Source organism: Cyanobium sp. HWJ4-Hawea, assembly GCF_024345815.1.
Taxonomy (GTDB): Bacteria; Cyanobacteriota; Cyanobacteriia; order PCC-6307; family Cyanobiaceae; genus Cyanobium_A.
In genome coordinates, this window is record NZ_JAGQBV010000036.1 from 1 (window position 1) to 26,027 (window position 26,027).

A 26,027-nucleotide genomic window follows, 5' to 3' on the forward strand; every position below is an offset into this window, starting at 1 on the left:
TTATCCCTAAATATTGATCAACAGCGCTGCCATGAGTGATGCCGCTTCGAGTTCCACGATCGAATCGGTTTTGCAGGAGCAGCGACTTTTTGCCCCACCCGAGGCCTTGGCCGCCGGTGCCCGCATCGGCTCAATCGAGGCCTACCGCGCCATGGTGGCCCAGGCCGAGGCCGATCCAGATCGCTTCTGGGGAGATCTGGCCCGCCAGGAACTCCATTGGTTCGAGCCATTCCATACCGTGCTCGATTGGAGCAATCCCCCCTTTGCCCGCTGGTTTGAGGGCGGCAGCACCAACCTTTCCTTTAATTGCCTAGATCGGCATCTGGCCGGTCCGCGGGCTGACAAGACCGCCCTGATCTGGGAGGGGGAGCCCGGCGATGGGCGCAGCTTTAGCTACCGGGAACTTCATCGCGAGGTTTGCAAGGCAGCCAATGCCCTGAAGGCCCTGGGGGTGAGCAAGGGCGATTGTGTCGCTCTTTATATGCCAATGGTGCCTGAGGCCGCCATTGCCATGCTGGCCTGTGCCCGCATTGGTGCACCCCACTCGGTTGTGTTCGGCGGCTTCTCCGCCGAGGCCCTGCGCGATCGGCTGGTTGATGGCCAGGTGAAGGCGGTGATCACAGCAGATGGCGGCTTCCGCAAGGACAAGGCCGTGGCCCTTAAGCCCGCTGTGGATGAGGCCCTGGCTAACGGCGCCGTGCCATCCGTTGAGGCGGTGCTTGTGGTGGCCCGCACCCAACAGGGCGCCGCCATGGTCGGCGGGCGGGACCACTGGTGGCATGAGCTTGTCGACGCCCAGAGTGCCGATTGCCCCGCTGAGCCGATGGCCAGCGAGGACCGCCTGTTTGTGCTCTACACCTCCGGCTCCACCGGCAAACCCAAGGGCGTGGTCCACACCACGGCGGGCTACAACCTCTGGGTCCACCTCACCTTCCAGTGGATCTTCGATATCCGCGAGGACGACATCCACTGGTGTACGGCCGACGTGGGCTGGATCACTGGCCACAGCTACATCGTCTATGGGCCCCTCTCCAACGGGGCCACCACCGTGATGTACGAGGGGGCACCCAGGCCCAGCAAACCAGGTGCCTTTTGGGAGGTGATCGAAAAGCACCGTTGCACCATTTTTTACACAGCACCCACGGCGATTCGTGCCTTCATGAAGGGCGGTCGCGAAGTGCCGGATCAACACGACATGACTTCGCTGCGGATCCTGGGCACGGTGGGGGAACCGATCAACCCTGAGGCCTGGATTTGGTATCGAGATGTGGTCGGTGGTAACCGCTGCCCGGTCGTCGATACCTGGTGGCAGACCGAAACCGGTGGCGTGATGATCAGTCCCCTGCCGGGGGCTACGGCCACTAAGCCGGGCTCCGCCACCCTGCCCTTGCCTGGTATTGCCGCCGACATCGTCGACCACGAGGGCAATTCCCAGGGCCCGGATCAGGGTGGTTACCTAGCCATTCGCAGGCCCTGGCCGGGAATGATGCGGACAGTGCACGGTGATCCCGAGCGCTTTCGCAAGAGCTATTGGGAGGAGATTCGCCCGGCCGACGGCTCCGCCATCTATTTCGCCGGCGATGGGGCCCGCCGCGATCGGGATGGCTACTTCTGGGTGATGGGTCGGGTGGACGACGTAATCAATGTCTCCGGCCATCGCCTGGGCACGATGGAGATTGAATCGGCCCTGGTAAGCCACCCGGTCGTTGCCGAGGCGGCCGTGGTGGGTTGTCCCGATGAGCTGAAGGGGGAGGGCATCGTGGCCTTTGTCACCCTGGAATCGGGGCGAACCGGTGATGAAGCCCTAATTGCAGAGCTGCGCACCCACGTGGGCCAGGAAATCGGCCCGATCGCCAGGCCCGATCGGATTCAGTTCACCGAGTCCTTGCCCAAAACCCGCAGCGGCAAGATCATGCGCCGTTTACTCCGCTCCCTCGCCGCAGGGGAGGAGATAAAGGGTGACACCTCGACCCTGGAGGATCGTTCCGTGCTCGACGCCCTGCGGGTTTAGGAAGACCAGCCCCTAATCAACTGACAGAGCTCGTTTATTACCGCTTGCCTCTTGGGATCATCCGCCCAGCTACCAAGCAGGTTTTGGCGCAGCCCCGCACTTGCGGGCGTGAGGTGATCGCCAGCAAGTGTTTTGAGCGTCGATTGATCGTTAGGGCGGGATTGCAACACCTCCAGGAGACCCATGCTCTGGTCGATCGAATCCTTAGAAAAACGCACCAGCAGGTTGCGGGCCTGGCCGTAGTGCTGGGCGACCTGCTCCAGGGTTTCAGCTGGTGAGGGGCTGAATTCACTGCGAAAGCCAAATTGCTGTCCCATTTCGGCCAGCAGGGGAACGGAGCGCTCGGCTGAGAAATTGTTGAAGCTCAGGGCCGCCAGGCCGCTACAGCCCCTGCCACCGTCTGGGGCAAGCAGGTGCAACTTGCAGCCCAGGCTGTGCCCCAACCGCATCAACGGCTGTTGGGGGTCGCGGTGGTAACCCGTTGCTTTTAGCTGTCGAAATTTCCGCCAAGCCTGATTTGCTTGGGCTTGGTGGTCAAATCCCGGCACATAGCTCCAGGCCGCCAGCCGCCAGCCCTGCTCCCCCAGGGCCTCCAGCATTCGGCGATAGCTGAGTTGAGGTTTGGCGGCCAGATAGCTGCCGCCAATGAATTCAATGGTGCCCATGGCCGAGCCAAGGGAGGGCTCGAGCAACCAGATATCCCCCTGTTGGCGCCAACGGCCCATGCTTTTTAGTTGGACAACAGCTTTTGCAGGGCCGCCTTGGCCTCATTGCGGTGGGCCGGACCATCCAGCAGGTTGTTGAAGATGTGGCGCACCACGCCATTGGCATCAATCACATAGGTGACTCGACCGGGCAGCAGCCCGAGCACGTTGGGCACGCCAAAGGCCTTCCTCAGGCGCTGCCCCGCATCAACCAGCAGGGGATAGGGCAGCTGGTGGCGGCTGGCAAAACGTTGGTGGCTTGCCTGGTCATCGCCGCTTACGCCCCAGACTTCAGCTCCCATGGCCCGTAGATCCGCGTAGCTATCCCGGAAGGCGCAGGCCTCCATCGTGCAGCCGGGGGTGTCGTCCTTCGGATAGAAAAACAGCACCAGGGCCTTGCCGTCTAGTTGGTCACTGCGGCGCTCTTCGCCGTTTTGATCGCGCAGGGCAATCGGGGGGGCAGTATCACCGACGCTTAGGGCCATGGGCTGCAGCTGGTTGCTTCAAGGAACTGGGTGGCTACAACCCTAGGCAGTTTCGATTTTGTAGATGGGGCTTGCCCCGCCTGGGAAGATGGGATAGAGCTTCTGGTTACTGGGATGGGGGAGCAACCCAGTTTTTGGGAACAAAACGATTTGCAGGCGCTACTTGTTGAGGCACCGATGCCTGCTGTGCCGGAGCAAACCCCCTTGCCCGTGCAATCCACCATGCCGGAGCAAACCCCTGTGCCCGAACTGCTCCTGGTGCTGGATACCGAGACCACTGGCCTGGATCCTTCGCGGGGCAAGTGCATAGAGGTGGGTGCTGTTCTCTTCCACGTGGCCAGCAGGGCAGTGCTCAGTCAGGTGTCGTTCCTGATGCCAGCCAGCAGCAACCCAGCCGAGCATGTCAACGGCATTGCGGCTGAGGTAACCCGGCTAAGCCAGCCATGGCAGGCGGGTTTGCTTTGCTTTGAGGCCATGCTCGCCGCGGCCGATGCGGTGTTGGCCCACAACGTCGCCTTTGATCGCCAGTGGTTCGGCCAGGCCCCCTTGCCCCATATCGACAAGCCCTGGATCTGCTCCATGGAGGACATCAAGTGGCCAGCCGACCGTCACCTGCGTCCTACGCCCTCGGTGCGGGATTTGGCCCTGGCCTATGGGGTTCCTGTCTGGGCCGCCCATCGAGCCCTTACCGACTGCATCTACTTGGTGCAGGTATTTGAGCGCTGTCCCCAGCTGGAGGAGTTGCTGGCTGCCGCCCTCGAGCCCCGCCAATTGTTTTGTGCCCAACTGAGCTATGGCGAGCGCCATCGCGCCAAGGAGGCTGGTTTTCGCTGGAACGATCCGGTGCCGAAGGCCTGGAGCCGTCGCCTCAGCGAGCGGGAGGCTGGGGCCTTGCCATTTCCTGTGCATGCAGTCGACAGCGCAAATTCAGCCGCCGCCTAGGCGGACCAGTCCGCTTCCTTGGCCAGGGGAGGGGTTAGGCACAAAAAAACCGGCATGGGAAGCCGGTCTGGTGGGATTTAAAACCGGTTGAATCGGAGCGACAGGATTTGAACCTGCGACCCCCACTACCCCAAAGTGGTGCGCTACCAAGCTGCGCTACGCCCCGGCAAGAAGGAAGCTACCACAGCGCTTTACGACGTTTCAGCCGCCGCAGGAGCCGGGCACTCAACCTATCTCGACTGAGACTGGCGTAGCCAGGAAGGCGGCAGCTCTTGGCCAGCTGGCGCAGCTGGGCGAAGTCCATGGAGGCCAGCTTCAACTCCGGCAATCTTCGCCAGGCAGCCGCAGCTGGAGGCAGATTTGCCTGGCCCCGACTCCGCAGCCAGCCCAGCATGGCGCCATCGGCCATCCACTCAGGCACCAGCACAAACAAAACGGCCAGCAGGCCGTAGAGCTCCACCAGACCCTTCGGCAGTGGGTGGAGTTGGCGCTTCGACTTACTACTCACAGCAATTGCCCCGAGGTTCCAGATTGCCTGGTGGGCTGCTCACGCCATTGCATGGGCGGATCGGTGGCGGGATTTAGCCGCACAAACCAAAACACCAGGGCAAAGCAGATGCCCAGGGTGGCAAGGATGCCCACAATCGCCACGCGGTCGGGTAAGGGATTCATCAAACCTCCTGGCTGCGCATGCAGTCGAAACGGTTGTTTCGCTCCTCCATGGTGAGCACATCACCCCTGAGGATCAGGCGCATTTGGTCATCGCCGAAGCGCAGGCCGGGGAGATCCGATTGCTCACGGAACAGGGTGGTGCGGAAGCGACCACTCAGGACAGAGGCCTGAACATCATTGCGCTCGATTACCAGGCTCAGCTGGTTTGGGCACAAAAAGATTTCGCTCTTGCCGTAGTCCTCCCACCAGGGAGAGCCCATGGCAATCGTGGAAATGGCAGCTAGGGCAAACATCAAGGCCTCTGCCGCCTAGGCCACGGCCAATCGGATCGGGCTGTTGTCTCCCCTCAACACGCAGTGGGAAACGGCCCAGTCGTAGTGCTCCCAGACCCTTGGATCAAGCTTGAAGTTGGCACCCTCGAATTGGCTGAGTCTTTGGCCCGTGGGTTGGGCGGAGCAGTAGGGACGACTACCCGGCTTGGCCAGATATTGCTGGTGGTAGGTCTCGGCGTAATACAGACGTTGATCGGCTTTCACTTCGGTGGTGATGCTGCCTAGGCCTGCCTGGTCGAGCAGGGATTGATAGGCCTGCCTACTGGCCTCAACCAGCGCCATCAGCTCCGGGCTGTTTAAGTAGATCACTGATCTGTACTGGCTACCCCGGTCGTTTCCCTGGCGATCCCCCTGGGTGGGATCGTGGCATTCCCAAAACAGCTTGAGCAGGTCACTGAAGTCGACCTGGTTGGTGTCCCAAACGACGCGCACCACCTCGCTGTGGCCGGTCTGTCCCGAGCACACCTGCCCGTAGTTCGGGTTCTCGAGATGGCCTCCGGCATAGCCCACGGCGGTGCTGAATACCCCTGGCAGCCGCCAAAAACCCTTTTCCGCTCCCCAAAAGCAGCCACAGCCAAAAACCGCTTCCCCTTGGCCTGGGCCCGGGGGCGTATTGATTGGCGTACCCAGCACGGCATGCAAGGGAGAGCTCATGGTGGCCAATAAGCCCCTATTTGGGCAAATCAAGTGAGGGCCTGAGCCTAGGCAGGCCTAGCTGGCGGCGCGCAATTGTTCGCTGGCCTGTTCCCGCTCCCAGAGGCGCCGGTAGGTGCCGACTTGATCCACCAGTTCGCTGTGGTGACCCTGCTGCACAAGGCGTCCCCCGTCGAGCACCAGGATTCGATCACAGGCGGCGGCGGCCGTGAGTTGGTGGCTGATCATCAACACCGTGCGTGACTGCAACTGCCTTCCCTTTTCAGCCCGAATGGTGCGCAGAATTGCTGCGGCTGTGTTGTTATCAACGCTGGCCAAGGCGTCGTCTAGTACCAGTAGGGGTGCATCCACCAGCAGGGCCCGGCCAAGGGAGGTGCGCTGGCGTTGGCCACCGCTGAGGGTGATTCCCCGCTCGCCCACCAGGGTTTGGTAGCCATCGGGAAAGCCCTTGATATCCCCCTCTAACCGGGCCTGCTGAGCCGCACTCTCCACCGAGCTGTCGGGGGCATTTGGGTCGCCGTAACGGAGGTTGTCGGCGAGGGTTGCCGTGAACAGGAAACCCTCCTGGGGCACCAGGGCCACCCGGCGGCGCAGTTCCGAAAGGGCCAGGTGGGTGACATCACATCCGTCGAGCCAAAGGCAACCTGGCGCCACCTCCACCATGCGGCCGAGGGCCCGGGCCAGGGTGGTCTTGCCGCAGCCCACCGGTCCCACCACGGCCACCAGCTCCCCTGGCCGCAAATCAAAGCTCACATCCAGCAAAGCCGGCCTGCTGCTTCCTGGGTAGGTAACGGTCAGGCCCCGGGCCTGAATGGCTCCATGCCCCAATTCGGCAACTTCTATTGGTTGGGGCGGCGAGACGATCTGCGGTTGGCGGTCCAGCAGTTCTTCGATTCGCTCCAGGCTCACCTGCCCCGTTTGGAAGGTGTTCAAGGTGAAGCCAAGCAGGGCCGTTGGGAAGACCAACCGCTCCACAAACAGGATCAGGGCGACGATGTCGCCGATCGACAACCTGCCCGATTCGAGTTGGCCACTGCCCAGGGCCAGCAGCAACAGCAGACTTACGGAAGAGATTCCCTCCAGTAGGGGAAAGAGGGTGCTGCGGGTGCGGGCCAGGTTTAGTGCCGCATCCCGATAGCTGCGATTGCGGGAGGCAAAGGCCGATTGTTCGGTGCCCTCCTGGCCATAGATCTTGATCGCACTGATGCCGGAGAGGTCTTCCTGGATCAGGTCACTCATGGAGGCCAGGGCTTCCTGCTGGCGCCTCTGTTGGCCCATCATCCGGCCGCCGAAAAGGCTAACCACCAGCAGCATAAGGGGGTAGAGCCCAACGGCCGCCAGGCTTAACCAGGGGTCGATCGCCAGCATGGCTGGCAGGGTCAGGGCGTAGGCCAGGGCTGTGTTTGTGAGGCTGAGAACGGCAAAGCCCAGCAGCCGTCGCACGTTTTCCACGTCGCTGGTGGCTCGACTGATCACCTCACCACTGCCGGTGGTTTGAACCCAGCCTGGTTCCTGCTTGAGGAGGTGATCAAATATTTGCTGCTTGAGATCGGCCTCCACCTGGCGGCCCACCCCAAACACCAGCATTCGTGACAAGAGCCGAAATCCACCCATCAAGGTGGCCAGAGCCACGATCAAAAGGGCCTGGTGCAGCAGGGTTTGCAGACTGAAGCCGTTGCTCAGCTCATCGATTACCCGCCTCACCAGCAGGGGGATTGAAACGCTGAGCACGTTGACGATCACTAGGGCCATGGCCCCCAGCAGCACCGTTTTTTTGTGGGGGCGCAAATAGCGCCGGATCAGATCAACCCGATAGGCCCCCACGCTGGAGTTCGTCACACTGGGGCCAACCTAGGGATCCGAATCCCCTGCAGCGATGCCTGAGCAAAGCCACCCCCTATACGCAAAGGACCGCGATCTGGTGGATCGTTTGCTGGCGGTCGAGTCTCCGGCCGATGAGCATCTGGTGGATGCGGCCAGGTTGCTAATGCGCTACGAGGGCTTCCCAGGCGCCAGAGACCTCCAGGAGGACCTGGCAAAAACCCTGCGGCTTTGGGGGCTCAATCGGGAGTCGTTGCACAGCCAAACCAGGGCCATCTGGGCCGCTGGATTCGGGCCCCATGCGATGGGCCTCACCGCGCCTGCGGAGGCGGTGGGATCGGGTTTTGACACCTCTGATCAGGAGGGTTCCTAGGGAAATTTTTCAAAAAAGCGTCCCCAGACATCGCCAAATTTGCCCTCTTCGGGTAATAGTGGAGTTGTCCCCATCACCCGGCCCGGCGTGCTCTGCACCCGGGCTTTTTTCTGGCAAATTTTAGGTAACCCCTAGGCAACCTCCTCATTGGCTATGGCAACCACCCCGGCTTGGTCCCCTCTGCTCAATCAATTAATAGAAGGTGATGACCTAGACACCGCCGAGGCCACAGCCCTGATGCAGGGCTGGCTTGATCAGCAGATTGAGCCGGTTTTGACCGGAGCCCTGCTGGCTGCCTTGCGCGCAAAGGGGGCGACCGGTGCGGAGTTGGCCGCCATGGCCCAGGTGCTGCGCCAGGCCTGCCCCATCCCCGCTGGCCGCCCCCCCATGGCCCTGGTGGATACCTGCGGCACGGGCGGCGATGGTGCCGACAGCTTCAATATTTCGACTGCAGTGGCCTTTGTGGCGGCGGCCTGCGGAGCCGCAGTGGCAAAGGCGGGAAATCGCAGTGCCAGCGGCAGGGTTGGCTCGGCCGACGTGCTCGAGGCCCTGGGCATCAACCTGCAGGCCCCCCAGGCTGATGTGGTTGCGGCCCTGCCAGATGTGGGCGTCACCTTCCTATTTGCCCCCGGCTGGCATCAAGCCCTGGTGGGGTTGGCATCCCTGCGCAGGACCCTGGGGGTCCGTACGGTTTTCAACCTGGTGGGGCCCTTGGTGAATCCGCTGCGGCCCGAACGGCAGGTGTTGGGGGTGGCCCGGGCCGACCTGCTGGATCCGATGGCAGAAGCCCTTGCCCTACTCGGGCTGGAACGGGCCGTGGTGGTTTTTGGTGATGGCGGCCTCGATGAGGCCTCCCTCTCGGGCATCAACCAACTGCGCCTTGTGGAGGGGGGGCAGTTGCGCTCCGAGCAGCTGGATCCCCAGGCCCTGGGTCTGGCCAGGGCCCCCATTAGCGCCCTGGCTGGCGGTGATCTGGCCGAAAATATGGCGATCATGAAGGCCGTATTGATGGGCAATGGCAGCCAGGCCCAGACCGACGTAATAGCCATCAACGCCGCGCTGGTTCTCTGGGCGGCTGGTTTGGCAGACAGCGTGGCGGCAGCACTCCCTTTGGCCCAGCAGGCCCTCAAGAGCGGTGCGGGCTGGCAAAAGCTGCTGGCCCTGCGCCAGGCCCTGCCCGCTGCCTCTGCGGGATGATTGATGGATCTGTGCCCCATTTCAGCCCCTGTGAGTGAGCCCCCAGCTACGGCCCTGTTGGTGTTGGCCGACGGCACCGTGTTGCGCGGTGAGGCGTTTGGTGCCACCGGTACGGCCATCGGTGAAGTGGTTTTCAACACCGGCATGACCGGTTACCAGGAGGTGATGACTGACCCCAGCTATTCGGGGCAGCTGGTCACCTTCACCTATCCGGAGCTAGGCAACACAGGGGTCAATTCCGTAGACCAGGAGGCTGACCAGCCCCATGTGCGGGGGGTAATTGCCAGGCACATTTCGCCAAGCGTCAGTAACTGGCGTGCTGAGGGTGACCTGCCCCAGTGGCTGACTAGCCATGGAGTTGTGGGTATCCATGGCGTTGACACCCGGGCCCTGGTTAGGCACCTGCGTGATGGCGGGGCCATAAATGGTGCCATCAGCAGCGATGGCACCCCTGCTGCCACCCTGCTGGAGAGGGTGCGTTCAGCGCCTTCAATGGCCGGACTCAACCTGGCGGAGCAGGTCAGCACTGGCCAGCCCTATCACTGGACAAAGCCCTGTGCGGCCGCCTTTGATGCCCGCCACCAAAGCCAGCCAGCCACGCCCTACAAGGTGGTGGCCATTGATTTCGGCATCAAGCGGGCCATCCTCGAGCGGCTCGTGGCCCATGGCTGTGAAGTCACTGTTTTGCCTGCCGCCAGCAGCTTGGAGCAGGTTCTGGCCTGCGGGCCCGAGGGGGTATTCCTCTCAAATGGGCCCGGGGATCCAGCTGCCGTCCATGGAGGCATTGCCCTGGCGAAGGGTTTGCTGCTTCAGCCCAACCTCCCCGTTTTTGGCATCTGCCTGGGCCACCAAATCCTGGGATTGGCCCTGGGCGGAACCACCTTCAAGCTCGGCTACGGCCATCGAGGCTTGAACCACCCCTGCGGTAGCCCGGGGCAGGTGGAGATTACGAGCCAAAACCATGGTTTTGCCCTGGAGCCAAGCTCCCTGGACGCTGATCTGGTCACCATCACCCACCTAAACCTCAATGACCGCACGGTGGCAGCCCTGGCGATGCGAGAGCAACCGGTATTTGGGGTCCAGTACCACCCGGAGGCCAGCCCTGGCCCCCACGACGCCGACCACCATTTCAGTCGTTTTGTCGACCTGATGGCCCAGCGTCGGTAGGAGTGGGGCCTGCAGCTTCAAATTTGCTCCCTACACTTCGCCCCAGCGCAAATTGCGGAGAGGGAGCGATCAACGACCTGCAACGACTGACGGTTTCCCTCAGGGGAGGTTTCGAGCAGCAGGCCACCTGTCAGCTGTTTCGCTTTACGGGCCAGCTTGATGCCTATTCCGACAAGCAGTTTGGAGATTTTGTGGCCACCCACCGCAGTGCGGCCATGCCGATGCTGCTTGATTTGAGCCATATCGATTTCATCGATTCCTCGGGCCTGGGGGCCCTGGTGCAATTGGCCAAGCAATGCAATGGCGAAAAGCAGCCGTTTGTTGTTGTGGGCAATACCCGGGTTGCCCAGACGGTGAAATTGGTTCGCCTGGAAGAGTTCCTGCATCTCCAGCCCGATCTCGACACGGCCCTTGGTCAGCTCGCCGCCTGATTCCCCAGCCGGATCCGTCTCTACGGATTGGCTTATGGGGCGTGAAGCCCTTGCTTCCCAAGGCGAGCTAGGGCCCCTCCAGCTGGCCTGGCTTGGCGATGCGGTTTGGGAATTGCACCAGCGGTTGCAGCGTTGCCGAACCCCCACAAAGACCCAGCACGCCCATGCCGAGGTGGTGCTGGAGGTCAAGGCTTCTGCCCAGGCCCTTGTGCTGGAGCGGTTGGATTGCCTGCTTTCCGACCCCGAGAAGGATCTGGTGCGCAGGGGGCGAAATCGGGCCGGCCGTGGGCCACGCAATGGCGATCCGGGGGCCTACGGAGCTGCCACTGGTTTGGAGACCTTGCTGGGCTGGCTATTCCTTCACCAGCCAGCCCGGTTGGCCGAGCTGCTAGATCACTTGAAGGAGAACGATCCATAACCTCTGTCTCGATTTGTCATGAGCCCACGTTTTGATGGCCGCCCCTCCCGTTTCAGTGGCCCCAAGCCTGAATGGAGTCGCGGCAAGGATGGGGGCTCACGGGATGGGGGCGCCCGGCGGGCCGAGAGTCGATCTGAGGGCAGACCGGAGGGCAGGCCCGACCGCAGGCCTGATAGGCGCCCTGACAGTCGTCCGGGTACACGTCCAGATAGCCGTCCGGATAGTCGAGGGGGCAGCAGGGAGGAGCGCTCCTTCACCGACCGTTTCCCCAGGGGGGATCGCCCCCGCTACGAGGGCAAGGCCTACGGAGAGAGACGCTTTGACGGCAAACGTCCTGATCGCAGTGGCTCCGATCGCCCTAGTTCAGACCGCTCCAGTTACGACCGCTCCAGCAACGACCGCTCCACTGGCGACCGTGGTCGGGCTGGGGGCCGCCGATTTGAGGACAGACCCTACGGCGACCGGCCCAATGCAGGTCGGCCAACTTCAGGTCGGACGAATGCAGCTCGGCCCAATTCAGATCGAAGCAATTCAGACAGGCCCTATCCGGCCCGACCCTTTACGCCTAGGCCCCCCGCGGGCCGCCCCGATGTGGGCCGTTATAGGGGCGCTGCCAGGCCAAGCTTCGATGGCCGTGATCGCCAGGCCCGCCCGGAGCGCCAGGCCCGCCCGGAGCGCCGTGATCGCCCAGATCGCCAGGGTCGTTTTCAAACCCGAGAGCCCTTCCGCCCTAGGCCACTAATTGTTGAGGCCGATTCCGTTCCCAGCTCCGGTGAGTCGGAGCGGCACGGACCCGAGTCCGCACCCGATCTTGTCTGGGGTAGGCATTCGGCCCTGGCGGCTCTGGAGAGTGGCCGTCCGATCCATCGCATCTGGTGTACGCCGGAGATGCGCTTTAGTCCGAAGTTTTTACAGCTCTTGCGCGAGGCCAAGTCCTCTGGCGTTCTGGTCGAGGAGGTCACCTGGGCCCGCCTAGGCCAGCTCACGGGCGGAGCGGTGCACCAGGGCATCTCCCTCCAGACTGCAGCTGCTGAAACCCTCGATCTGCGAACCCTTATGGAGGGCTGTGCTGACCTGGGCGAAGCTCCCCTGCTGATGGCCGCTGATGGTCTGACGGATCCCCATAACCTTGGCGCCATCGTGCGCAGCGCCGAGGCGCTCGGCGCCCATGGCCTGGTCCTGCCCCAGCGGCGCAGTGCCGGCCTAACCGGTTCGGTGGCCAAGGTGGCTGCAGGCGCCCTCGAACACCTTCCCGTTGCCCGGGTTGTCAATTTGAACCGTGCCCTTGATGCCCTAAAGCAAGAGGGGTACAGGGTCGTGGGATTGGCCTCAGAGGGCACTGTGAGCCTGGAGGAGGCTGACCTGGAGGGGCCCCTTGTGATCGTGACTGGTTCGGAGGGTGATGGGCTCTCGATGCTTACCCGCCGCAATTGCGACCAGTTGGTGCGAATTCCATTGCGAGGAGCCACCCCCAGTCTCAATGCCTCCGTGGCGACCGCCCTATTGCTGTACGAGGTTGCCCGCCGCGGCTGGATGAAGGGCCTTAGTGGTTCCCAGCCAGCCCCCCGCATCGTCAGGCCCCAGCTGCCTTCAAAGGCGGAGGCAGATGGCCAGGAATATAAAGATTTTTCATCCCCTAGCGATTTGCTGGCCGAGGCGAATCTCGATGAGATGGCGTATCTAGACACTTTGGAGGGCCAGAACCCCATCGAGGCGACCCAGCCCTAGATCCAGCTTTGAGCACCTGGGCGATTTTGGGTGGCTCCTCCGGGCAGAATGGATAGTTAATCGCCCTTGGTCCATGAATCCCCTACTTTGGCCCGCACGGAGCTGCGCCAATGGTTTGGGTTTGGCATGGTGGGCGCGGGTCGAAACCAAGTCCCCTGATGTCATCTACTGGTTCGGACCCTTTCTGAGCCGCAGCACCCTGGAGAGCAACCTGGTTGCTTTCCTCAGCGATCTGCGCGCTGAAGCCCCTGGCCAACTGGAATACACCGTGGTTCGTCAGCGCCGCAGCGAGCCGCTCACCGAGCCCGGCTGATAGCGTCCAGTTCACCTGGTTTGAAGCTGGATGGGGATCGCCGAATGGCGTCAGCAATTGGCTAAGGGCGAAGTCTCTGCCCGAGAGCTAACTGACCAATACCTGGCCCGCATCGAGTCGGTCGATCCCACTGTCCATGCCTTCTTGGAGGTTACGGCGGAACGGGCCCGAGCCGATGCCGATCGCATTGATGGCGCGCGCTCAGCGGGGGAGTCCCTTCCTCCCTTGGCTGGGATCCCCCTTGCCATCAAGGACAACCTCTGCACCCAGGGCATCCGCACCACCTGCTCCAGCCGGATGCTGGAGCATTTTATTGCCCCCTATGAGTCCACTGTCACCGAGCGTCTTTGGCGCTCAGGTGCGGTTTTATTGGGGAAAACCAACCTCGATGAGTTCGCCATGGGCAGCTCCACCGAGACCTCGGCCTTTGGCCCCAGCCGCAACCCCTGGAATCCGGAAAAGGTGCCCGGGGGGAGCTCGGGCGGTAGCGCCGCAGCCGTAGCCGCCGGCGAATGTATGGGGGCCCTGGGCTCCGACACCGGGGGATCGATCCGTCAACCAGCGGCCTTCTGCGGTGTTGTGGGCCTCAAGCCCACCTATGGCCGGGTAAGCCGTTACGGGCTGGTGGCCTTCGCCAGTTCCCTGGACCAGGTGGGCCCCTTCAGCCACTCCGTAGCCGATGCGGCCGAGCTACTCCAGGTGATTGCTGGGGAAGATCCCCGTGACTCCACCTGCTTGAAGGCGCCGGTACCCGATTACAGGGCTGGTTTGGATACGCCGGTTTTGGGCCTGAGGGTTGGGCTGGTGCGGGAATGCTTCGAAGCGGAGGGGCTAGATCCCCAGGTGAAGGCCTCCGTGCTGGCTGCCGCCGACCAGTTGCAAAGCCTGGGCTGTGAGCTGGTTGATGTCAGCTGCCCCCGTTTCAACGACGGCATTGCCACCTACTACGTGATTGCCCCGTCTGAGGCCTCCGCCAACCTGGCCAGGTACGACGGGGTCAAATACGGCTACCGAACTGCCGAGGCCCAGAGTTTGGCGGAAATGACAGCCCTCAGCCGCGCCGAGGGTTTTGGAGATGAGGTTCAGCGCCGCATTTTGATTGGCACTTACGCCCTTTCCGCTGGCTATGTCGATGCCTATTACAAGAAGGCCCAACAGGTGCGCACCCTGATTCGTCGGGATTTTGATCGAGCCTTCACTGCTGTTGATGTGTTGCTCACCCCCACCTCCCCCACCACCGCCTTTGGCTTTGGCGCCCACAGCGAGGACCCCCTCGCCATGTACCTGGCAGACCTACTCACCATCCCCGCGAACATGGCTGGGCTGCCGGCCATCAGCCTGCCCTGTGGCTTTGATTCCCAGGGACTGCCCATCGGTTTGCAGCTGATCACCGGAGTGCTGGAGGAGCCGCGCCTTTTGCAGGTTGCCCACCAATACGAGCTGGCGGCCAAGGTGATGGCACAACGGCCCAAGGCTGCCCTGGTGCCCTAGCCCCAAAGGGAGCCTGACCCCACCACTGGCGTACTTTTAGCAGATTTGCCAGCTTGCACACTGGATGTTGGGTCGCCCCCTTAGCCTGGTGCCCAACCGGCTTGCAGCTTGCGCCTTGGCGTTCGTCCCCCTCCACAACCACAGCGATTACAGCCTGCTGGATGGGGCCAGCCAGTTGCCGGCCATGGTCGATCGGGCGGTGGCCCTGGGCATGCCCGCCCTTGCCCTAACTGACCATGGCGTGATGTACGGCGCCATTGAGCTGCTGAAGCTCTGCACAAAGGCGGGCATCAAGCCGATCATCGGCAATGAGATGTATGTCATCAATGGCTCGATTGATGACCCCCAGCAAAAAAAAGAGCGGCGTTACCACCTGGTGGTTCTTGCCAAGAATGCCAAGGGCTACCGCAATTTGGTGAAGCTCACCAGCATCAGCCACCTGCGGGGCATGCGTGGCAGGGGCATCTTTTCGCGGGCCTGTATCGACAAGCAACTGCTTCAGCAATACAGCGAAGGGCTAATTGTGTCCACGGCCTGCCTCGGTGGTGAGATTCCCCAGGCAATCCTGAGGGGAAGGCCCGATGTGGCTAGGGAGGTGGCTAGTTGGTATCGGGATGTGTTTGGCGATGATTTCTACCTAGAAATCCAAGACCATGGCGGGCTTGAGGATCGAATTGTCAACGTGGAGATCGCCAAGATTGGGGCTGACCTTGGTATCTCCCTGGTGGCCACCAATGATGCCCACTACCTCAGTGCCAATGATGTGGAGGCCCACGACGCCCTGTTGTGTGTGCTCACGGGCAAGCTGATAAGCGATGAGAAAAGGTTGCGTTATACCGGCACCGAATACATCAAGGATGGGGCCCAAATGTTGGCCCTATTTGGTGATCACCTCGAGCCAGAAGTGGTGGCAGAGGCGGTTGCAAATACGGTCAGGGTGGCTGAAAAAGTAGAGCAATACGACATCCTTGGTCGCTACCAGATGCCCCATTTCCCAATTCCGGAAGGCCACACCCCGGTTAGTTACCTAGCTGAGGTTACCGAGCTAGGTCTTCGCGATCGCCTGGGTTTGGCAGCTGATCAGCCCTTTGACCCTACCTATGGTGGCCGCCTGCAATTTGAATTGCAGGTGATGGAGCAGATGGGATTTCCCACCTATTTCCTTGTAGTTTGGGATTACATTCGCTTTGCCCGCGAAAGTGGCATCCCCGTGGGCCCTGGCCGGGGATCTGCTGCCGGTTCACTGGTGGCCTATGCCCTGGGCATTACCAACATCGATCCGGTGCTGAATGGTTTGTTGTTTGAGCGCTTCCTGAATCCGGAACGCAAGTCCATGCCTGATATTGATACGGATTTCTGTATCGAGCGGCGGGGCGAAGTTATCGACTATGTCACCCAGCGCTACGGCGAAGAAAAGGTGGCCCAGATTATCACCTTTAACCGGATGACATCGAAGGCGGTGCTCAAGGATGTGGCGCGGGTGTTGGATATTCCCTATGGCGACGCCGACAGGCTTGCCAAGTTAATTCCGGTTGTGCGCGGTAAGCCCGCCAAGCTCAAGGAGATGATTGGGGCCGAATCTCCTGCGCCTGAATTCCGCGAAAAGTATGAGTCTGATCCCCAGGTAACCCGCTGGGTTGACATGGCCATGCGCATCGAGGGCACTAACAAGACCTTCGGGGTCCACGCAGCCGGTGTCGTTATTGCAGCTGAGCCCCTAGATGAGCTGGTGCCCCTCCAGCGCAACAACGACGGTCAGGTGATCACCCAATACTTCATGGAAGATGTGGAGTCGATGGGCCTGTTGAAAATGGACTTTTTGGGCCTTAAAAACCTCACCATGATCGACAAAACAGTCGATTTGGTTGAGCAAAGTAGTGGTTTAAGGGTTGATCCTGATGCCCTTCCCCTAAACGATGAAGGCACCTATGCGCTTTTGGCGAGGGGTGATCTGGAGGGTATTTTCCAGTTGGAATCGAGTGGCATGCGCCAGATCGTGCGCGATCTCAAGCCCTCATCTCTCGAAGATATATCTTCGATTTTGGCTCTCTACCGCCCTGGCCCCTTGGATGCGGGTCTGATTCCCAAATTTATCAACCGCAAGCACGGCCGCGAGCGCATTGAATTTGCCCACGCAAAGTTGGAGCCAATTCTTCAAGAAACCTACGGAATCATGGTCTACCAGGAGCAGATCATGAGGATCGCCCAGGACCTGGCTGGCTATTCCCTAGGCGAGGCCGATCTATTGCGCCGGGCCATGGGTAAGAAGAAGAAAAGTGAGATGGAAAAGCACCAGAGCCTCTTTGTTGACGGGGCTACGGCAAGGGGTGTGGATTCCCAGGTGGCAGAGTCACTTTTTGAGCAAATGGTTCTGTTCGCAGAATATTGCTTTAACAAGAGTCACTCCACTGCCTACGGTGCGGTCACCTATCAGACCGCATACCTAAAGGCCCACTATCCAGTGGCCTACATGGCCGCCCTACTCACGGTAAATGCGGGTGCCAGTGACAAGGTTCAGCGTTACATCGCAAACTGCAATGCCATGGGTATTGAGGTGTTGCCCCCGGATGTGAATGCTTCCGGCATCGACTTCACCCCGGTCGGTGATCGAATCCTCTTTGGCCTTTCCGCAGTGCGCAATTTGGGCGATGGGGCGATTCGCCAGCTGATTGAGGCCCGCCAGACGGATGGCCCCTTTGTGTGCCTGGCAGAACTTTGTGATCGCATCCCTGGCCAGCAATTAAACCGTCGGGCCCTGGAGGCCTTAATTCACTCCGGTGCCCTCGACAGCCTTGAGCCAGGAGCGAATCGTGCCCAATTGATGGCCGATTTGGATTTGGTGGTTGATTGGGCTAGTTCGCGGGCCAAGGATCGGGCAAGCGGCCAGGGCAATCTGTTTGATTTGCTGAGCTCTGGCCCCGATTCCGGTGTCCCCACCAGCGTCGTGGGCGACCTGAGCACTGCCCCCAAGGCGGCGCCGGTTCGTGATTACCCCCCCACTGAAAAGTTGCGCCTCGAGAAGGAATTGGTGGGCTTCTATCTCTCCGATCACCCGCTCAAACAGCTGGCCAAGCAGGTGAAATTGCTTTCACCGATTTCCCTGGGCAGCCTGGATGAATGTGCGGATAAGTCGAAGGTCAGCGCAGTGGTGATGGTGCCGGAGATTCGCCAGGTCACCACCCGCAAGGGCGATCGCATGGCTGTTTTACAGCTAGAAGATCTCACCGGCAGCTGCGAGGCCGTGGTGTTTCCAAAGTCCTACGCCCGTCTTGCCGACCACCTGATGGTGGATTCCAGGCTGCTTGTGTGGGCCTCGGTCGACCGCCGCGATGAGCGGGTCCAATTGATTGTCGATGACTGCCGCAGCATCGATGACCTCCAGCTGCTGATGGTGGAGCTACCAGCAGACCAGGCCGCTGACATTGCCATCCAGCACCGGCTGCGCGAATGCCTGCACCAGCACCGGCCCCCCCAGGATGAGGTGGGGTCAAGGGTCCCGGTCGTCGCCCTGGTGCGTTTTGAGGATCAGACCCGCTTTGTGAGGCTTGGCCCTCAATTTTGTGTGGGTGATGTCAACGCTGCCCTCAGCACGCTCACTTCGGCGGATTTCCAGGCCCGCATCACTTCGCCACTTGTTGCGGCCTAGCGGTCTTCTGGCTTCGGCATAGAAGCTGGATTGGGCCTTGAAGGATCTCTCATGGCCCGAATTGAGCCTCGGATTCGGCTGATGTTCACACCGATTTGTTCGCTTCCTAGAAGGGTCCCTGGCTCGGCCTCCCAGCTGGCGGAGAGCACTCCATAGCTGAGGCCAAGGACACCCAGCAAAAAACATCCCCCCGATGCCGTCAGGGTTACGCCTGTGGACAATTCAACGATTTGGCGGGTAACCAGCAGGTAACTGCCGATAAAGACCCCCATACCCATCAAGGTGGGGATGCCAGTGGCGATGGCAATGCGTCTAGCCATGCGATTCGCCACTGCATCGGGAATACCAGGCTGGCGCCTGACCTTTGCGGGACCAGGCGACTTGGATGCCTTGCTGGCCTTGAGATCCTTGCTTGCCTTGGATTCCCTGGTTGTTTTTGGTGCCGACTTACTGGCACCGGTGCCAGTAGCTCCGATGCCTTTACCAGCCATGCCTTTGCCGGCCATTGCCAGAACTCCGGGGAGGGATCAGCCGCGGATGCCCAGCTTGCTGATCAACTTGGAGTAGCGCTCCTGGCTGATGCCCCGCAGGTAGCCGAGCAGGCGCTTGCGGCGGCCAATCATCTTGAGCAGCCCCTGGCGGGAGGAGAAGTCGTGCTTGTTCTTCTGCAGATGGCCAGTCAACTGGGTTACCCGCTCGCTGAGCATGGCCACCTGAACCTCGACCGAACCCGTGTCGGTGCCGTGGGTTTGGTGGCCGTTGATCAGTTCCTGCTTTTGGGTGATGGTGAGCGGCATGGGCTGGGAAAGAAAACGCAGGCTGGGCCCCGTTTCGGGAACCTACGGTGCAATGCAACATCTTAACGTCCAGCGGTCAAGCCACTTCGCGAGAAAGCCAGCGCAGGCATTCGCGAATCCAATCATCGGCAGTCGGGGCTTCCGTTAGGCCCATGCCCGCCACGGCCCTGATGGCGCGGTGGATTTCCAGCACCTCGTAGCCCAGGGCGCCCAGGGTTATTTGCACTGCCTCGCGATCGCTCCCCTCCGGGCCCGAACCGTCGCTAATTTCTGCCTCGCCGCCGAAGCCTTCAGGCCCCGAGGGATCGAGTGATGCCGCATATCTCTGTTGCAGTTTTGTGCGCAGCTCCACCGCGAGGCGCTCGGCCGTGCGCTTGCCGACCCCAGGCGCCTGGGTCAACTGGCGCAGGTCGGCATGGACGATTGCCTTGATCAGGACAGCCGGCTCCAGGGTGCCCAATAGGCCCATGGCCATTTGCGGACCTACCCCACTGACTGCGACTAATTCGCGAAATAAATCCCGCTCGTGCCGTTCGCCAAATCCAAATAGGGTCCAGGCGTCTTCCCGGATCGAGGGGTGGATATGGAGGCTGAGATTTGTTCCCGCTGGGGGCAATGTCAGCCATTGCCTCTGGGTGATCAGCACGTCGTAGCCCACCCCTTGGCAGCGCAGTTGGAGCCCGTAACGCTTGTCGAGCTGCCACGGATCAGCCAGTTCGCCTTGCAGCCAGCCGATCATGGGAGCAGTGAATGGCTCCCCATGCTGCACTCCCTAGCCGATCCTGCCCAGCGCTCCAGCCCCCCGACCCGACTCCTGGCGGTTGTGGTGGCATGGCTGCTCTGCCTTGGGCTGGCCGTGGGTTTGGCTGGCTGCGAGGGGCGCTCCCAGCCACCAACTTCAGTGGTGCAAAGCGCTTTGAAGCTCCAGATAGAACTTACCCAGGCCGATATTGCCGAAGCGCTTCAGGTGAAACCCCCTGGCAGTCCGGAGGTGAGCCGGGTAAGGGTCGAGCAACGGCAGGGTCTGGCCATTGGTGCTGGCCGTGGCGTGCGGGTGGAGGGCCAATTTGATTGGCGCCTTCCCGGTGACCCCGTGCGGGTCGATAGCCCCTTCGAGATTTATCTGCAGCGGGGCGAGCGCGGCCAGAGCTGGCGTTTGGCCCGACCCCGCGGCGATCAGGATCCTCTAACTGCCGATGCCGACAGCCCAAACAAAGGCAACCAGCAATGGATCACCGATCCCCTGCCGGTTTGAGTTCGCCGTTGGCGGGGCGGTGGGGACTGCTCAGGCTGATCAGGGTGGCAGCCATCACCAGCAGCGCGCCGGTGATGGTCCACCGGTTGATTGTTTCGCTAAACACGATCCAGCCCCATAGGCCAGCAAAAATCACCTGCACGTAGCTGATGGCGGTGGCCCTGGCCGCCGGCAGGGCCATGATTCCGCGGGTCAGGTACACCTGGCCGATCTGGGTGAAAAGGCCTACTCCCACCAGCCAGATCAGCTCCACAGGGGTGGGCAGAACCGGATCCAGCCAGACCAGCGGGATGCTCATCGGCAGGGCAACCAGAGGGAAATAGAACACCACCACAAGAGGGTGCTCGGTGTTGGCCAGGGAGCGCACGCTCACGTAGGCAATGGCCGTTAGGAGGGCGCCACAGATGCCAACTAAAACCGGTATGAGCGGTAGGGGCATGGAGCCGCCAAACAGGGCCGCCGGCTGGGCCACTACCAGCACGCCCAGCCAGCCGATGGCAATGGCCGCCACCAACCGCTTGCTGAGGTGTTCCCGAAGACCCACCCAGGCCAGCACCCCCGTAAAGGTCGGATAGAGGTACTGCAAAACCGTGGCCGAGGCCAGGGGCAGGCTGGCAAGGGCGCTGTAAACGCACAACAGCGCTCCCGTACCTACGCATCCGCGCCAAATCAGCAGGCCCCTGCGATTTCCCCAGGGCGATACGGCTGCTCGCCTTAGCAACCACCAGCTCAGCACCACACTCAGCAGGCTGCGGGCAAGCACCACTTCCGCGGCCGGAATTCGCGTGCCCACCTGTTTTACGCAGAGGCTCATCAGGCTGAAGCTGAAGGCGCTGGCCACCATGTGCAACATGGCCAGGCGACGCCGGTCAGAATCCGGGCCTGCCTCGCTTGGTTGATCGCCTTTGAGATTGCCCCGTCTCCACCCCCGCACGATTGAGGCCGTCAAGGAACGTGCTGACATCGTTGATGTGGTGGGCGAGCACGTGGTGCTCAAGAAAAAGGGACGGGAGTACGTCGGGATTTGCCCCTTCCACGACGACACCTCACCGTCAATGACGGTTTCTCCGGCCAAGCAGTTCTACTACTGCTTTTCCTGTGGTGCCGGCGGTAACTCCATCAAGTTTTTGATGGAGCTTCAGCGCAACAGCTTCAGCGACGTGGTGCTGGAGCTGGCCCGCAAGTACCAACTGCCGATCGAAACCCTCGATGGCCCCCAGCAGGAACGGCTGCGCAAGCAACTCTCCCGACGGGAGCAGCTGCACAGGGTTCTGACCCTGGCGGCAGGTTGGTTTCGGGGCCAGCTGCGCAGTCCGGAGGGGGCCGGTGCCCTGGCCTACCTGCGGGAGGCCCGAGGTCTGAGCGAAGCAACCCTGGAGGCCTTTGAGTTGGGCTACGCCCCCGACCAGTGGGATGGCCTGCTCAACCATCTGCAGCAGGTGCACAGCTTGGGACCTGAGCTCCTGGAGGCGGCGGGTCTGGCGGTGCCCCGCAAGGCCCGCTCCGGTGAGACCAGCCAGGGTTTTTACGACCGTTTTCGGCACCGGGTGATGGTGCCGATCAGGGACCGCCAGGGCCGGGTGATTGGTTTTGGTGGCCGCAGCCTCGATGGCGGCGAGCCCAAATACCTCAATTCCCCCGAGACGGAGGTATTTGAAAAGGGCAAGAACCTATTCGGCCTGGAGCGGGCCGCCAGTGCGATTCGCAAGGACGATCGCGCCGTGGTGGTGGAGGGCTATTTCGATGTGATTGCCCTGCACGCCGCCGGCATTACCAATGCCGTGGCATCCCTGGGCACTGCCCTCAGTAGCCAGCAGATCACCCAGCTCTGCCGTTGCTGCGAAGGTCGAAGGCTGATCCTCAATTTCGACAGTGATGGGGCCGGGGTGCGGGCGGCCCAGCGGGCCATTGGCGAGGTGGAACAGCTGGCCTTACAGGGCCAATTGGAGCTGAGGGTGCTCCATTTGCCATCGGGAAAGGACCCCGATGAATTCCTCAAGGACCACGGCGCTGGTGATTACCGCTCCCTACTGGATCAGGCGCCGCTGTGGCTGGATTGGCAGATCGAGCAGGTGCTGGCCGATCGTGATTTGGCTAAGGCCGATCAGTTTCAGCAGGCCGTATCCAGCTTGGTGGTGCTGCTTGGCAAGCTGCCCCAGAGCGCCGTTCGCAGCCACTACCTGCAGCGGGTGGCGGAACGCCTATCCGGCGGCCAGGCCCGCATGGCCCTGCAGCTCGAAGATGACCTGCGTCAACAGGTCAAGGGCCAGAGGTGGCATGGCCGCTCTCAAAAATGGGAACAGCCTGGAGAAGCCGGCCTGCGGGAGCGGGCTGAAGCTGAACTGCTCCGGCTTTATTTGCACTGCCCCAGCCATCGCCCTGCGATTCGCCGGGAATTGCGCCAACGGGATGTGGAGGATTTTGCCCTCCAGCACCACCGCTTGCTCTGGGCGGCGATCAGTGGCCTTGAGGAGGACAACCTTGGCCCAGGTCGCATTGAGGCGATCAACCGGGGTGGCGATCCCGGTGACGAGCTGGCGGACCTGGATCTCCCCAACCTGCTCAGCGACCAATTGCTGGTGGAGCAGAGCGCCCTGCTCAGCCGTCTGACGCCCCTTTTGGAACCCAATGAGCTGCAGCGCATGGCCTTGAGCCAGCCCCTGCTGCAGTTGCGGGGGGCCACGGCGGCCCTAGAGCGCCAGCGCAGCCTGAAACGATGTCGCCACCTGCTTGATGCCTGGAGCAGCCAGCGCTTGGAAACCCTGGAGCGCTGCATCGCCCGGCTACTGGAAACCGAGAAGCAGGAGGCCCATGCAGCCCCATCCGGCCTGGCACCGGTGAGCGACATGGAGAACCGCATCGAAGGACTCTTTGCAGAGCTAAATGGCGACGCCCTGCGCTTTCAGGAGCTCTATTACAAAGAACGGCGTTACCTTGAGGAATTGGATGCCCGACGCCGGGCCTGCTATGCAGGGGTGGTGCAGGCTGCGGCTGGCGACCTGCGGGGCGAGTGACTTTTGCGGTTTAGTCGCACCCTGTAGGCGTTTGAAGCGGCACCCAGTTGGTGCATCAGGGCATCGCGGGCTTCTTCCTGCAGTTCTTCGAGGGATGCCGCTTCGATTTCAATCCTGGGATATGTGGCAGCCACAATTAACTGGGTGGAAGCCATTAACTGGGCGGAGGCCCTCAGCTGACCCGGCTCCTCACTGTGTAAATCAAAAACAACGTCGCGCATGGATATCAACTTCAACAGCACCAGCTTGACCGCGATCTATGCGCTTGGGATGTGTCGCTGGGCACGGAGAACCGTATTTCTGCGGGCGGTTTAACGCCCGTTGCTGGCTACCATTTGGTTCTATTGATCAGCTTTAATTGTGGCCTTTTTTGAGGTGCTCTGGCACGGAGAAGGCATCGGCGATGGCGGCGATCTTGAGGAAGCCCTTGCTGGCTACTTGGCCGTCAAGCCTGAGGCTGGCACCTGGGCTGAAGCCTGCGCTGCCCCGGGTGCTTCCCCCTGCATCAGGCGTTATGAATCCTTTGAGGCTTTTCTAGACAACGCCGATGAGTTGGAGACCATCCCTGTGACCGCAGAGATGATCGAGCAGGCCCTCGCTTGAGCCCCCTATCCAGCTAGGCCCTGGCGGTGGGAATGGCCTCGAGCTTGGTGGTGGCAGCCCTGGAAAGGCGGGATCGGCCCATGCGCCAGGGGGCGTTGAGACCACAGGCCGCCCATTGCACCGATCCCTGGCCATAGCGGTGGTTAAGGCCATCGATCGTGGCCATCAAAACCTCCCGTTTGCGTTGTTGTTCAGGCGATAAGGAGACCAGCAGGTGGTGCTGCAACAACCCATCTCCCACCAGCTGCTGCATCAGCACCCCAGCTTTTTGCAGCGGTTTGTGGGGGTGGAAGAGCTGCTCGGCCAGGGGCAGCGCTGCCGCCAGCAACACGGCGGTGTCGTTGCTGGGCACGGCCAGCCCCACCGTGGCAGCCCGGCTATAGAAGCTCGTGCCATTGAACGGGCTACTGCGTACAAACACCGTGACCATGCCGGTGCATTGGCGTTGCTGGCGCAACTTCTCTGCCGCCCGGGCCAGGTAGGTGGCGATCGCCTCCCTGAGCTGGCCCAGCTCGCGGATTGGCTGGCCAAAGCTGCGGCTCACGCAGGTTTCCCTTTTGGCGGCTGGCAGCACCGTGAGTGGCAGACAGGCCACGCCCCGCAGCTCCTGTTGCAGACGCACCCCCACCACCCCACATTTGTGCCGTAATTCACCGCTGGCCATGTCGCGCAGGGCCCTGGCGTCGGCAACGCCCCTCAACCGGCACCAGCGCGAGAGTTTGCGGCCGATCCCCCACACGTCTTCGATGGCTACCGCCTCTAGATAGGGGTCGGGATCGTCGATGGCCCCAAGGTCAAGGATTCCTCCGTGGGCCTGGTTCCCCTTGGCGAGCTTGTTGGCCAGCTTGGCCAGCACCTTGGTGGAGGCCACCCCCACCGCCACCGGTAGGCCGAGTTGGCATTGCACCGCATGGCGCAGCTGCAGGGCCCATTGGCTGAGATCACCATCGCCCTGGGGGCGGTGCAGTTGGCCGAAGGCCTCATCGATCGAATAGATCTCCAGCTCCTCCACCCACCGCTCCAGGGTGGCCATCAGCCGCTGGCTCATGTCGGCGTAGAGGGCGTAGTTGGAGCTGCGCACCAATACGCCCTGGCACTCGAGACTCCGCTTCACTTGGAAGTAGGGAACCCCCATGGCGATGCCCAGGGAGCGGGCTTCGCGACTGCGGGAAACAATGCAGCCATCGTTGTTGGAAAGCACCACCAAGGGCCTTCCCAGCACGCTGGGGTCAACCACTGCTTCACAGGAGGCGTAAAAGTTGTTGCCATCGATCAGGGCTACGGCAACTGGCCTGGGTCCGCGGTGATTTGGCTCCATCCCAACCTCAGAAACTGTGGATGCGCTGGGTCGCCACGCCCCAGAGCCGTGCGTCATCGCGGCCCGTCAGGGGGAGATCTCGATAGGCGGAATTGGCGGCCACCAGCAGCCAGTTTTCGCCCCTTTGGACCAGGCGTTTCAAGGTGAAACCATCCGCCAGGAGGGCCACCACGATGTGGCCGTGGTGGGCAGCCATGGCCCTGTCTACGAGCAGCCAGTCGCCGCCCTGGATACCGGCGTCCTGCATCGAATCACCGCTGACCCGCAGCAGCACGGTGGCCTGTCGGTGGCGCACCAATTCCTGGTTCAGGTCAATGCCTATTGCCTCTCCACCCTCTCGGTCCACCCCGTCGTTCACACCGCTGCCCAGCACCAACGCAAACCGACGCTAGTTCATTTGAACTATTCTGGTGTGGTGTCGCTGCCACCCGTGAAGCGGCGATAGAGGGCGAAGCCGCCGGCGCCCCAAGCCAGCGTCCAGATCACGAAGGTGGTGAGGGTGCCGAGCTGGCCGGTTTCCAGGGAATAGATCCCGGCGTTGATCAGGCCGGCATCGATCAAGGAGCCGCCAATGCCCCAGCCCAGCACCCAGCTGAATAGAAAGCCGATGGCTTGAAGATTGCCTGTCATGGCCAGGAAGTTAGGCGATAATGGC

At 61.8% G+C, this 26,027-nt stretch carries 29 protein-coding genes and 1 tRNA gene; 14 read left to right on the forward strand and 16 right to left on the reverse strand.

All coding sequences use genetic code 11. From position 1 onward, the window contains the following. Positions 1-31: 31 nt before the first annotated feature. A complete protein-coding gene (gene acs, locus KBY58_RS08905; protein WP_255004002.1) occupies positions 32-2,011 on the forward strand; it encodes an acetate--CoA ligase in 1,980 nt (659 codons plus the stop codon). Here acs and KBY58_RS08910 read toward each other — a convergent pair. Continuing rightward, positions 2,008-2,736 (reverse strand): DUF1350 family protein, encoded by a 729-nt coding sequence (locus tag KBY58_RS08910; protein ID WP_255004003.1) that lies wholly within the window; start codon positions 2,734-2,736, stop codon positions 2,008-2,010. The two genes, acs and KBY58_RS08910, sit on opposite strands and share 4 nt — an antisense overlap. A 5-nt stretch (positions 2,737-2,741) precedes the next feature. Continuing rightward, positions 2,742-3,200, reverse strand: a complete 459-nt coding sequence (locus KBY58_RS08915) for a peroxiredoxin (protein WP_255004004.1) — start codon at positions 3,198-3,200, stop codon at positions 2,742-2,744. 177 nt (positions 3,201-3,377) lie between these two features. Between KBY58_RS08915 and KBY58_RS08920 the strand changes: the two genes are divergently transcribed. Then, positions 3,378-4,142: a 3'-5' exonuclease gene (locus KBY58_RS08920; RefSeq protein ID WP_255004005.1), complete on the forward strand. Its 765-nt coding sequence runs from the start codon at positions 3,378-3,380 to the stop codon at positions 4,140-4,142. Between the two features lie 92 nt (positions 4,143-4,234). On the opposite strand, the gene KBY58_RS08925 is transcribed toward KBY58_RS08920, so the two are convergent. The 6 genes from KBY58_RS08925 to KBY58_RS08950 all read right to left on the reverse strand — a co-directional run bounded on the left by KBY58_RS08925 (position 4,235) and on the right by KBY58_RS08950 (position 7,624). Further along, positions 4,235-4,308, reverse strand: a tRNA-Pro gene (locus KBY58_RS08925). Positions 4,309-4,320: 12 nt separating this feature from the next. Beyond that, positions 4,321-4,650, reverse strand: a complete 330-nt coding sequence (locus KBY58_RS08930) for a hypothetical protein (protein ID WP_254933377.1) — start codon at positions 4,648-4,650, stop codon at positions 4,321-4,323. Beyond that, complete coding sequence (locus tag KBY58_RS08935; protein ID WP_254933376.1) at positions 4,647-4,814, reverse strand: hypothetical protein; 168 nt, start codon at positions 4,812-4,814, stop codon at positions 4,647-4,649. The genes KBY58_RS08930 and KBY58_RS08935 overlap by 4 nt, the downstream gene beginning before the upstream one ends. Next, complete coding sequence (locus KBY58_RS08940) at positions 4,814-5,107, reverse strand: hypothetical protein (protein ID WP_254933375.1); 294 nt, start codon at positions 5,105-5,107, stop codon at positions 4,814-4,816. Before KBY58_RS08940 ends, KBY58_RS08935 begins: the two co-directional genes overlap by 1 nt. Positions 5,108-5,122: 15 nt before the next feature. Further along, complete coding sequence (msrA, locus tag KBY58_RS08945) at positions 5,123-5,800, reverse strand: peptide-methionine (S)-S-oxide reductase MsrA (protein WP_255004006.1); 678 nt, start codon at positions 5,798-5,800, stop codon at positions 5,123-5,125. Positions 5,801-5,857: 57 nt separating this feature from the next. Continuing rightward, on the reverse strand, positions 5,858-7,624 hold the full coding sequence (locus tag KBY58_RS08950; protein ID WP_255004023.1) for an ABC transporter ATP-binding protein: 1,767 nt from the start codon (positions 7,622-7,624) through the stop codon (positions 5,858-5,860). A gap of 52 nt (positions 7,625-7,676) precedes the next feature. On the opposite strand from KBY58_RS08950, the gene KBY58_RS08955 reads away from it, so the two are divergent. The 9 genes from KBY58_RS08955 (at position 7,677) to KBY58_RS08995 (ending at position 18,385) form a co-directional block, all read left to right on the forward strand. Beyond that, complete coding sequence (locus KBY58_RS08955) at positions 7,677-7,994, forward strand: DUF3288 family protein (RefSeq protein WP_255004007.1); 318 nt, start codon at positions 7,677-7,679, stop codon at positions 7,992-7,994. Positions 7,995-8,147: 153 nt separating this feature from the next. Continuing rightward, positions 8,148-9,191: an anthranilate phosphoribosyltransferase gene (gene trpD / locus KBY58_RS08960; RefSeq protein WP_255004008.1), complete on the forward strand. Its 1,044-nt coding sequence runs from the start codon at positions 8,148-8,150 to the stop codon at positions 9,189-9,191. A gap of 3 nt (positions 9,192-9,194) precedes the next feature. Further along, positions 9,195-10,358, forward strand: coding sequence for a glutamine-hydrolyzing carbamoyl-phosphate synthase small subunit (gene carA / locus KBY58_RS08965; protein ID WP_409995739.1), 1,164 nt, complete (start codon positions 9,195-9,197; stop codon positions 10,356-10,358). Positions 10,359-10,381: 23 nt separating this feature from the next. After that, a complete protein-coding gene (locus KBY58_RS08970; protein WP_409995740.1) occupies positions 10,382-10,789 on the forward strand; it encodes an STAS domain-containing protein in 408 nt (135 codons plus the stop codon). A 34-nt stretch (positions 10,790-10,823) separates the two neighbouring features. Continuing rightward, positions 10,824-11,207 (forward strand): ribonuclease III domain-containing protein, encoded by a 384-nt coding sequence (locus KBY58_RS08975; RefSeq protein WP_255004010.1) that lies wholly within the window; start codon positions 10,824-10,826, stop codon positions 11,205-11,207. Between the two features lie 18 nt (positions 11,208-11,225). Beyond that, positions 11,226-12,935 carry a 23S rRNA (guanosine(2251)-2'-O)-methyltransferase RlmB gene (rlmB, locus tag KBY58_RS08980; RefSeq protein ID WP_255004011.1) on the forward strand — a complete coding sequence of 570 codons (1,710 nt, stop codon included), beginning with the start codon at positions 11,226-11,228 and terminating at the stop codon, positions 12,933-12,935. 73 nt (positions 12,936-13,008) lie between these two features. Then, positions 13,009-13,248, forward strand: a complete 240-nt coding sequence (locus tag KBY58_RS08985) for a DUF1816 domain-containing protein (protein ID WP_254933368.1) — start codon at positions 13,009-13,011, stop codon at positions 13,246-13,248. 30 nt (positions 13,249-13,278) lie between these two features. Next, complete coding sequence (gene gatA, locus KBY58_RS08990; RefSeq protein ID WP_255004012.1) at positions 13,279-14,739, forward strand: Asp-tRNA(Asn)/Glu-tRNA(Gln) amidotransferase subunit GatA; 1,461 nt, start codon at positions 13,279-13,281, stop codon at positions 14,737-14,739. Between the two features lie 115 nt (positions 14,740-14,854). After that, complete coding sequence (locus KBY58_RS08995) at positions 14,855-18,385, forward strand: DNA polymerase III subunit alpha (RefSeq protein ID WP_255004013.1); 3,531 nt, start codon at positions 14,855-14,857, stop codon at positions 18,383-18,385. Here KBY58_RS08995 and KBY58_RS09000 read toward each other — a convergent pair. From KBY58_RS09000 to ruvA, 3 genes are all read right to left on the reverse strand, one after another. After that, positions 18,382-18,876: a PAM68 family protein gene (locus KBY58_RS09000; protein WP_255004014.1), complete on the reverse strand. Its 495-nt coding sequence runs from the start codon at positions 18,874-18,876 to the stop codon at positions 18,382-18,384. The genes KBY58_RS08995 and KBY58_RS09000 overlap by 4 nt on opposite strands. Positions 18,877-18,912: 36 nt before the next feature. Continuing rightward, positions 18,913-19,182, reverse strand: a complete 270-nt coding sequence (rpsO, locus tag KBY58_RS09005) for a 30S ribosomal protein S15 (protein WP_254933364.1) — start codon at positions 19,180-19,182, stop codon at positions 18,913-18,915. Positions 19,183-19,258: 76 nt separating this feature from the next. Continuing rightward, the gene (gene ruvA / locus KBY58_RS09010; RefSeq protein ID WP_255004015.1) at positions 19,259-19,921 is read right to left on the reverse strand and encodes a Holliday junction branch migration protein RuvA; all 663 of its coding nucleotides are present in this window, start codon (positions 19,919-19,921) and stop codon (positions 19,259-19,261) included. Positions 19,922-19,942: 21 nt separating this feature from the next. On the opposite strand from ruvA, the gene KBY58_RS09015 reads away from it, so the two are divergent. Then, positions 19,943-20,437 (forward strand): hypothetical protein, encoded by a 495-nt coding sequence (locus tag KBY58_RS09015; RefSeq protein ID WP_255004017.1) that lies wholly within the window; start codon positions 19,943-19,945, stop codon positions 20,435-20,437. Here the strand turns inward: KBY58_RS09015 and KBY58_RS09020 are convergent. Next, the gene (locus tag KBY58_RS09020; RefSeq protein ID WP_255004018.1) at positions 20,415-21,281 is read right to left on the reverse strand and encodes a DMT family transporter; all 867 of its coding nucleotides are present in this window, start codon (positions 21,279-21,281) and stop codon (positions 20,415-20,417) included. The genes KBY58_RS09015 and KBY58_RS09020 overlap by 23 nt on opposite strands. Before the next feature lie 61 nt (positions 21,282-21,342). Here KBY58_RS09020 and dnaG point away from each other — a divergent pair, with 61 nt between their 5' ends. Beyond that, positions 21,343-23,451: a DNA primase gene (gene dnaG, locus KBY58_RS09025; RefSeq protein WP_255004020.1), complete on the forward strand. Its 2,109-nt coding sequence runs from the start codon at positions 21,343-21,345 to the stop codon at positions 23,449-23,451. Here dnaG and KBY58_RS09030 read toward each other — a convergent pair. Beyond that, positions 23,403-23,672 (reverse strand): hypothetical protein, encoded by a 270-nt coding sequence (locus KBY58_RS09030; protein WP_255004021.1) that lies wholly within the window; start codon positions 23,670-23,672, stop codon positions 23,403-23,405. The genes dnaG and KBY58_RS09030 overlap by 49 nt on opposite strands. A gap of 136 nt (positions 23,673-23,808) precedes the next feature. Here KBY58_RS09030 and KBY58_RS09035 point away from each other — a divergent pair, with 136 nt between their 5' ends. Beyond that, complete coding sequence (locus KBY58_RS09035; protein WP_254934002.1) at positions 23,809-24,054, forward strand: hypothetical protein; 246 nt, start codon at positions 23,809-23,811, stop codon at positions 24,052-24,054. Between the two features lie 13 nt (positions 24,055-24,067). Here KBY58_RS09035 and KBY58_RS09040 read toward each other — a convergent pair whose 3' ends face one another. The 3 genes from KBY58_RS09040 to KBY58_RS09050 form a co-directional block, all read right to left on the reverse strand. Next, a complete protein-coding gene (locus tag KBY58_RS09040) occupies positions 24,068-25,372 on the reverse strand; it encodes a Y-family DNA polymerase (protein ID WP_255004022.1) in 1,305 nt (434 codons plus the stop codon). Positions 25,373-25,379: 7 nt separating this feature from the next. After that, positions 25,380-25,745 carry a LexA family protein gene (locus tag KBY58_RS09045; protein ID WP_255004025.1) on the reverse strand — a complete coding sequence of 122 codons (366 nt, stop codon included), beginning with the start codon at positions 25,743-25,745 and terminating at the stop codon, positions 25,380-25,382. Positions 25,746-25,774: 29 nt separating this feature from the next. Then, the coding region (locus KBY58_RS09050; RefSeq protein WP_315858049.1) for a hypothetical protein at positions 25,775-26,027 on the reverse strand (253 nt) is incomplete at its 5' end.

Bases quoted from the DNA above. Each gene is read 5' to 3' on its own strand.
- acs (WP_255004002.1), top strand. From the start codon at position 32: ATGAGTGATGCCGCTTCGAGTTCCACGATCGAATCGGTTTTGCAGGAG.
- KBY58_RS08975 (WP_255004010.1), top strand. From the start codon at position 10,824: ATGGGGCGTGAAGCCCTTGCTTCCCAAGGCGAGCTAGGGCCCCTCCAG.
- gatA (WP_255004012.1), top strand. From the start codon at position 13,279: ATGGGGATCGCCGAATGGCGTCAGCAATTGGCTAAGGGCGAAGTCTCT.
- msrA (WP_255004006.1), bottom strand. From the start codon at position 5,800: ATGAGCTCTCCCTTGCATGCCGTGCTGGGTACGCCAATCAATACGCCC.
- KBY58_RS08920 (WP_255004005.1), top strand. From the start codon at position 3,378: ATGCCTGCTGTGCCGGAGCAAACCCCCTTGCCCGTGCAATCCACCATG.
- KBY58_RS09015 (WP_255004017.1), top strand. From the start codon at position 19,943: ATGCTGCACTCCCTAGCCGATCCTGCCCAGCGCTCCAGCCCCCCGACC.
- KBY58_RS09040 (WP_255004022.1), bottom strand. From the start codon at position 25,372: ATGGAGCCAAATCACCGCGGACCCAGGCCAGTTGCCGTAGCCCTGATC.
- KBY58_RS09000 (WP_255004014.1), bottom strand. From the start codon at position 18,876: ATGGCTGGTAAAGGCATCGGAGCTACTGGCACCGGTGCCAGTAAGTCG.
- KBY58_RS08910 (WP_255004003.1), bottom strand. From the start codon at position 2,736: ATGGGCCGTTGGCGCCAACAGGGGGATATCTGGTTGCTCGAGCCCTCC.
- rpsO (WP_254933364.1), bottom strand. From the start codon at position 19,182: ATGCCGCTCACCATCACCCAAAAGCAGGAACTGATCAACGGCCACCAA.
- trpD (WP_255004008.1), top strand. From the start codon at position 8,148: ATGGCAACCACCCCGGCTTGGTCCCCTCTGCTCAATCAATTAATAGAA.
- KBY58_RS09020 (WP_255004018.1), bottom strand. From the start codon at position 21,281: ATGGTGGCCAGCGCCTTCAGCTTCAGCCTGATGAGCCTCTGCGTAAAA.
- carA (WP_409995739.1), top strand. From the start codon at position 9,195: ATGGATCTGTGCCCCATTTCAGCCCCTGTGAGTGAGCCCCCAGCTACG.
- KBY58_RS08915 (WP_255004004.1), bottom strand. From the start codon at position 3,200: ATGGCCCTAAGCGTCGGTGATACTGCCCCCCCGATTGCCCTGCGCGAT.
- KBY58_RS08985 (WP_254933368.1), top strand. From the start codon at position 13,009: ATGAATCCCCTACTTTGGCCCGCACGGAGCTGCGCCAATGGTTTGGGT.
- KBY58_RS08940 (WP_254933375.1), bottom strand. From the start codon at position 5,107: ATGTTTGCCCTAGCTGCCATTTCCACGATTGCCATGGGCTCTCCCTGG.
- ruvA (WP_255004015.1), bottom strand. From the start codon at position 19,921: ATGATCGGCTGGCTGCAAGGCGAACTGGCTGATCCGTGGCAGCTCGAC.
- KBY58_RS09030 (WP_255004021.1), bottom strand. From the start codon at position 23,672: ATGCGCGACGTTGTTTTTGATTTACACAGTGAGGAGCCGGGTCAGCTG.
- KBY58_RS08935 (WP_254933376.1), bottom strand. From the start codon at position 4,814: ATGAATCCCTTACCCGACCGCGTGGCGATTGTGGGCATCCTTGCCACC.
- rlmB (WP_255004011.1), top strand. From the start codon at position 11,226: ATGAGCCCACGTTTTGATGGCCGCCCCTCCCGTTTCAGTGGCCCCAAG.
- KBY58_RS08955 (WP_255004007.1), top strand. From the start codon at position 7,677: ATGCCTGAGCAAAGCCACCCCCTATACGCAAAGGACCGCGATCTGGTG.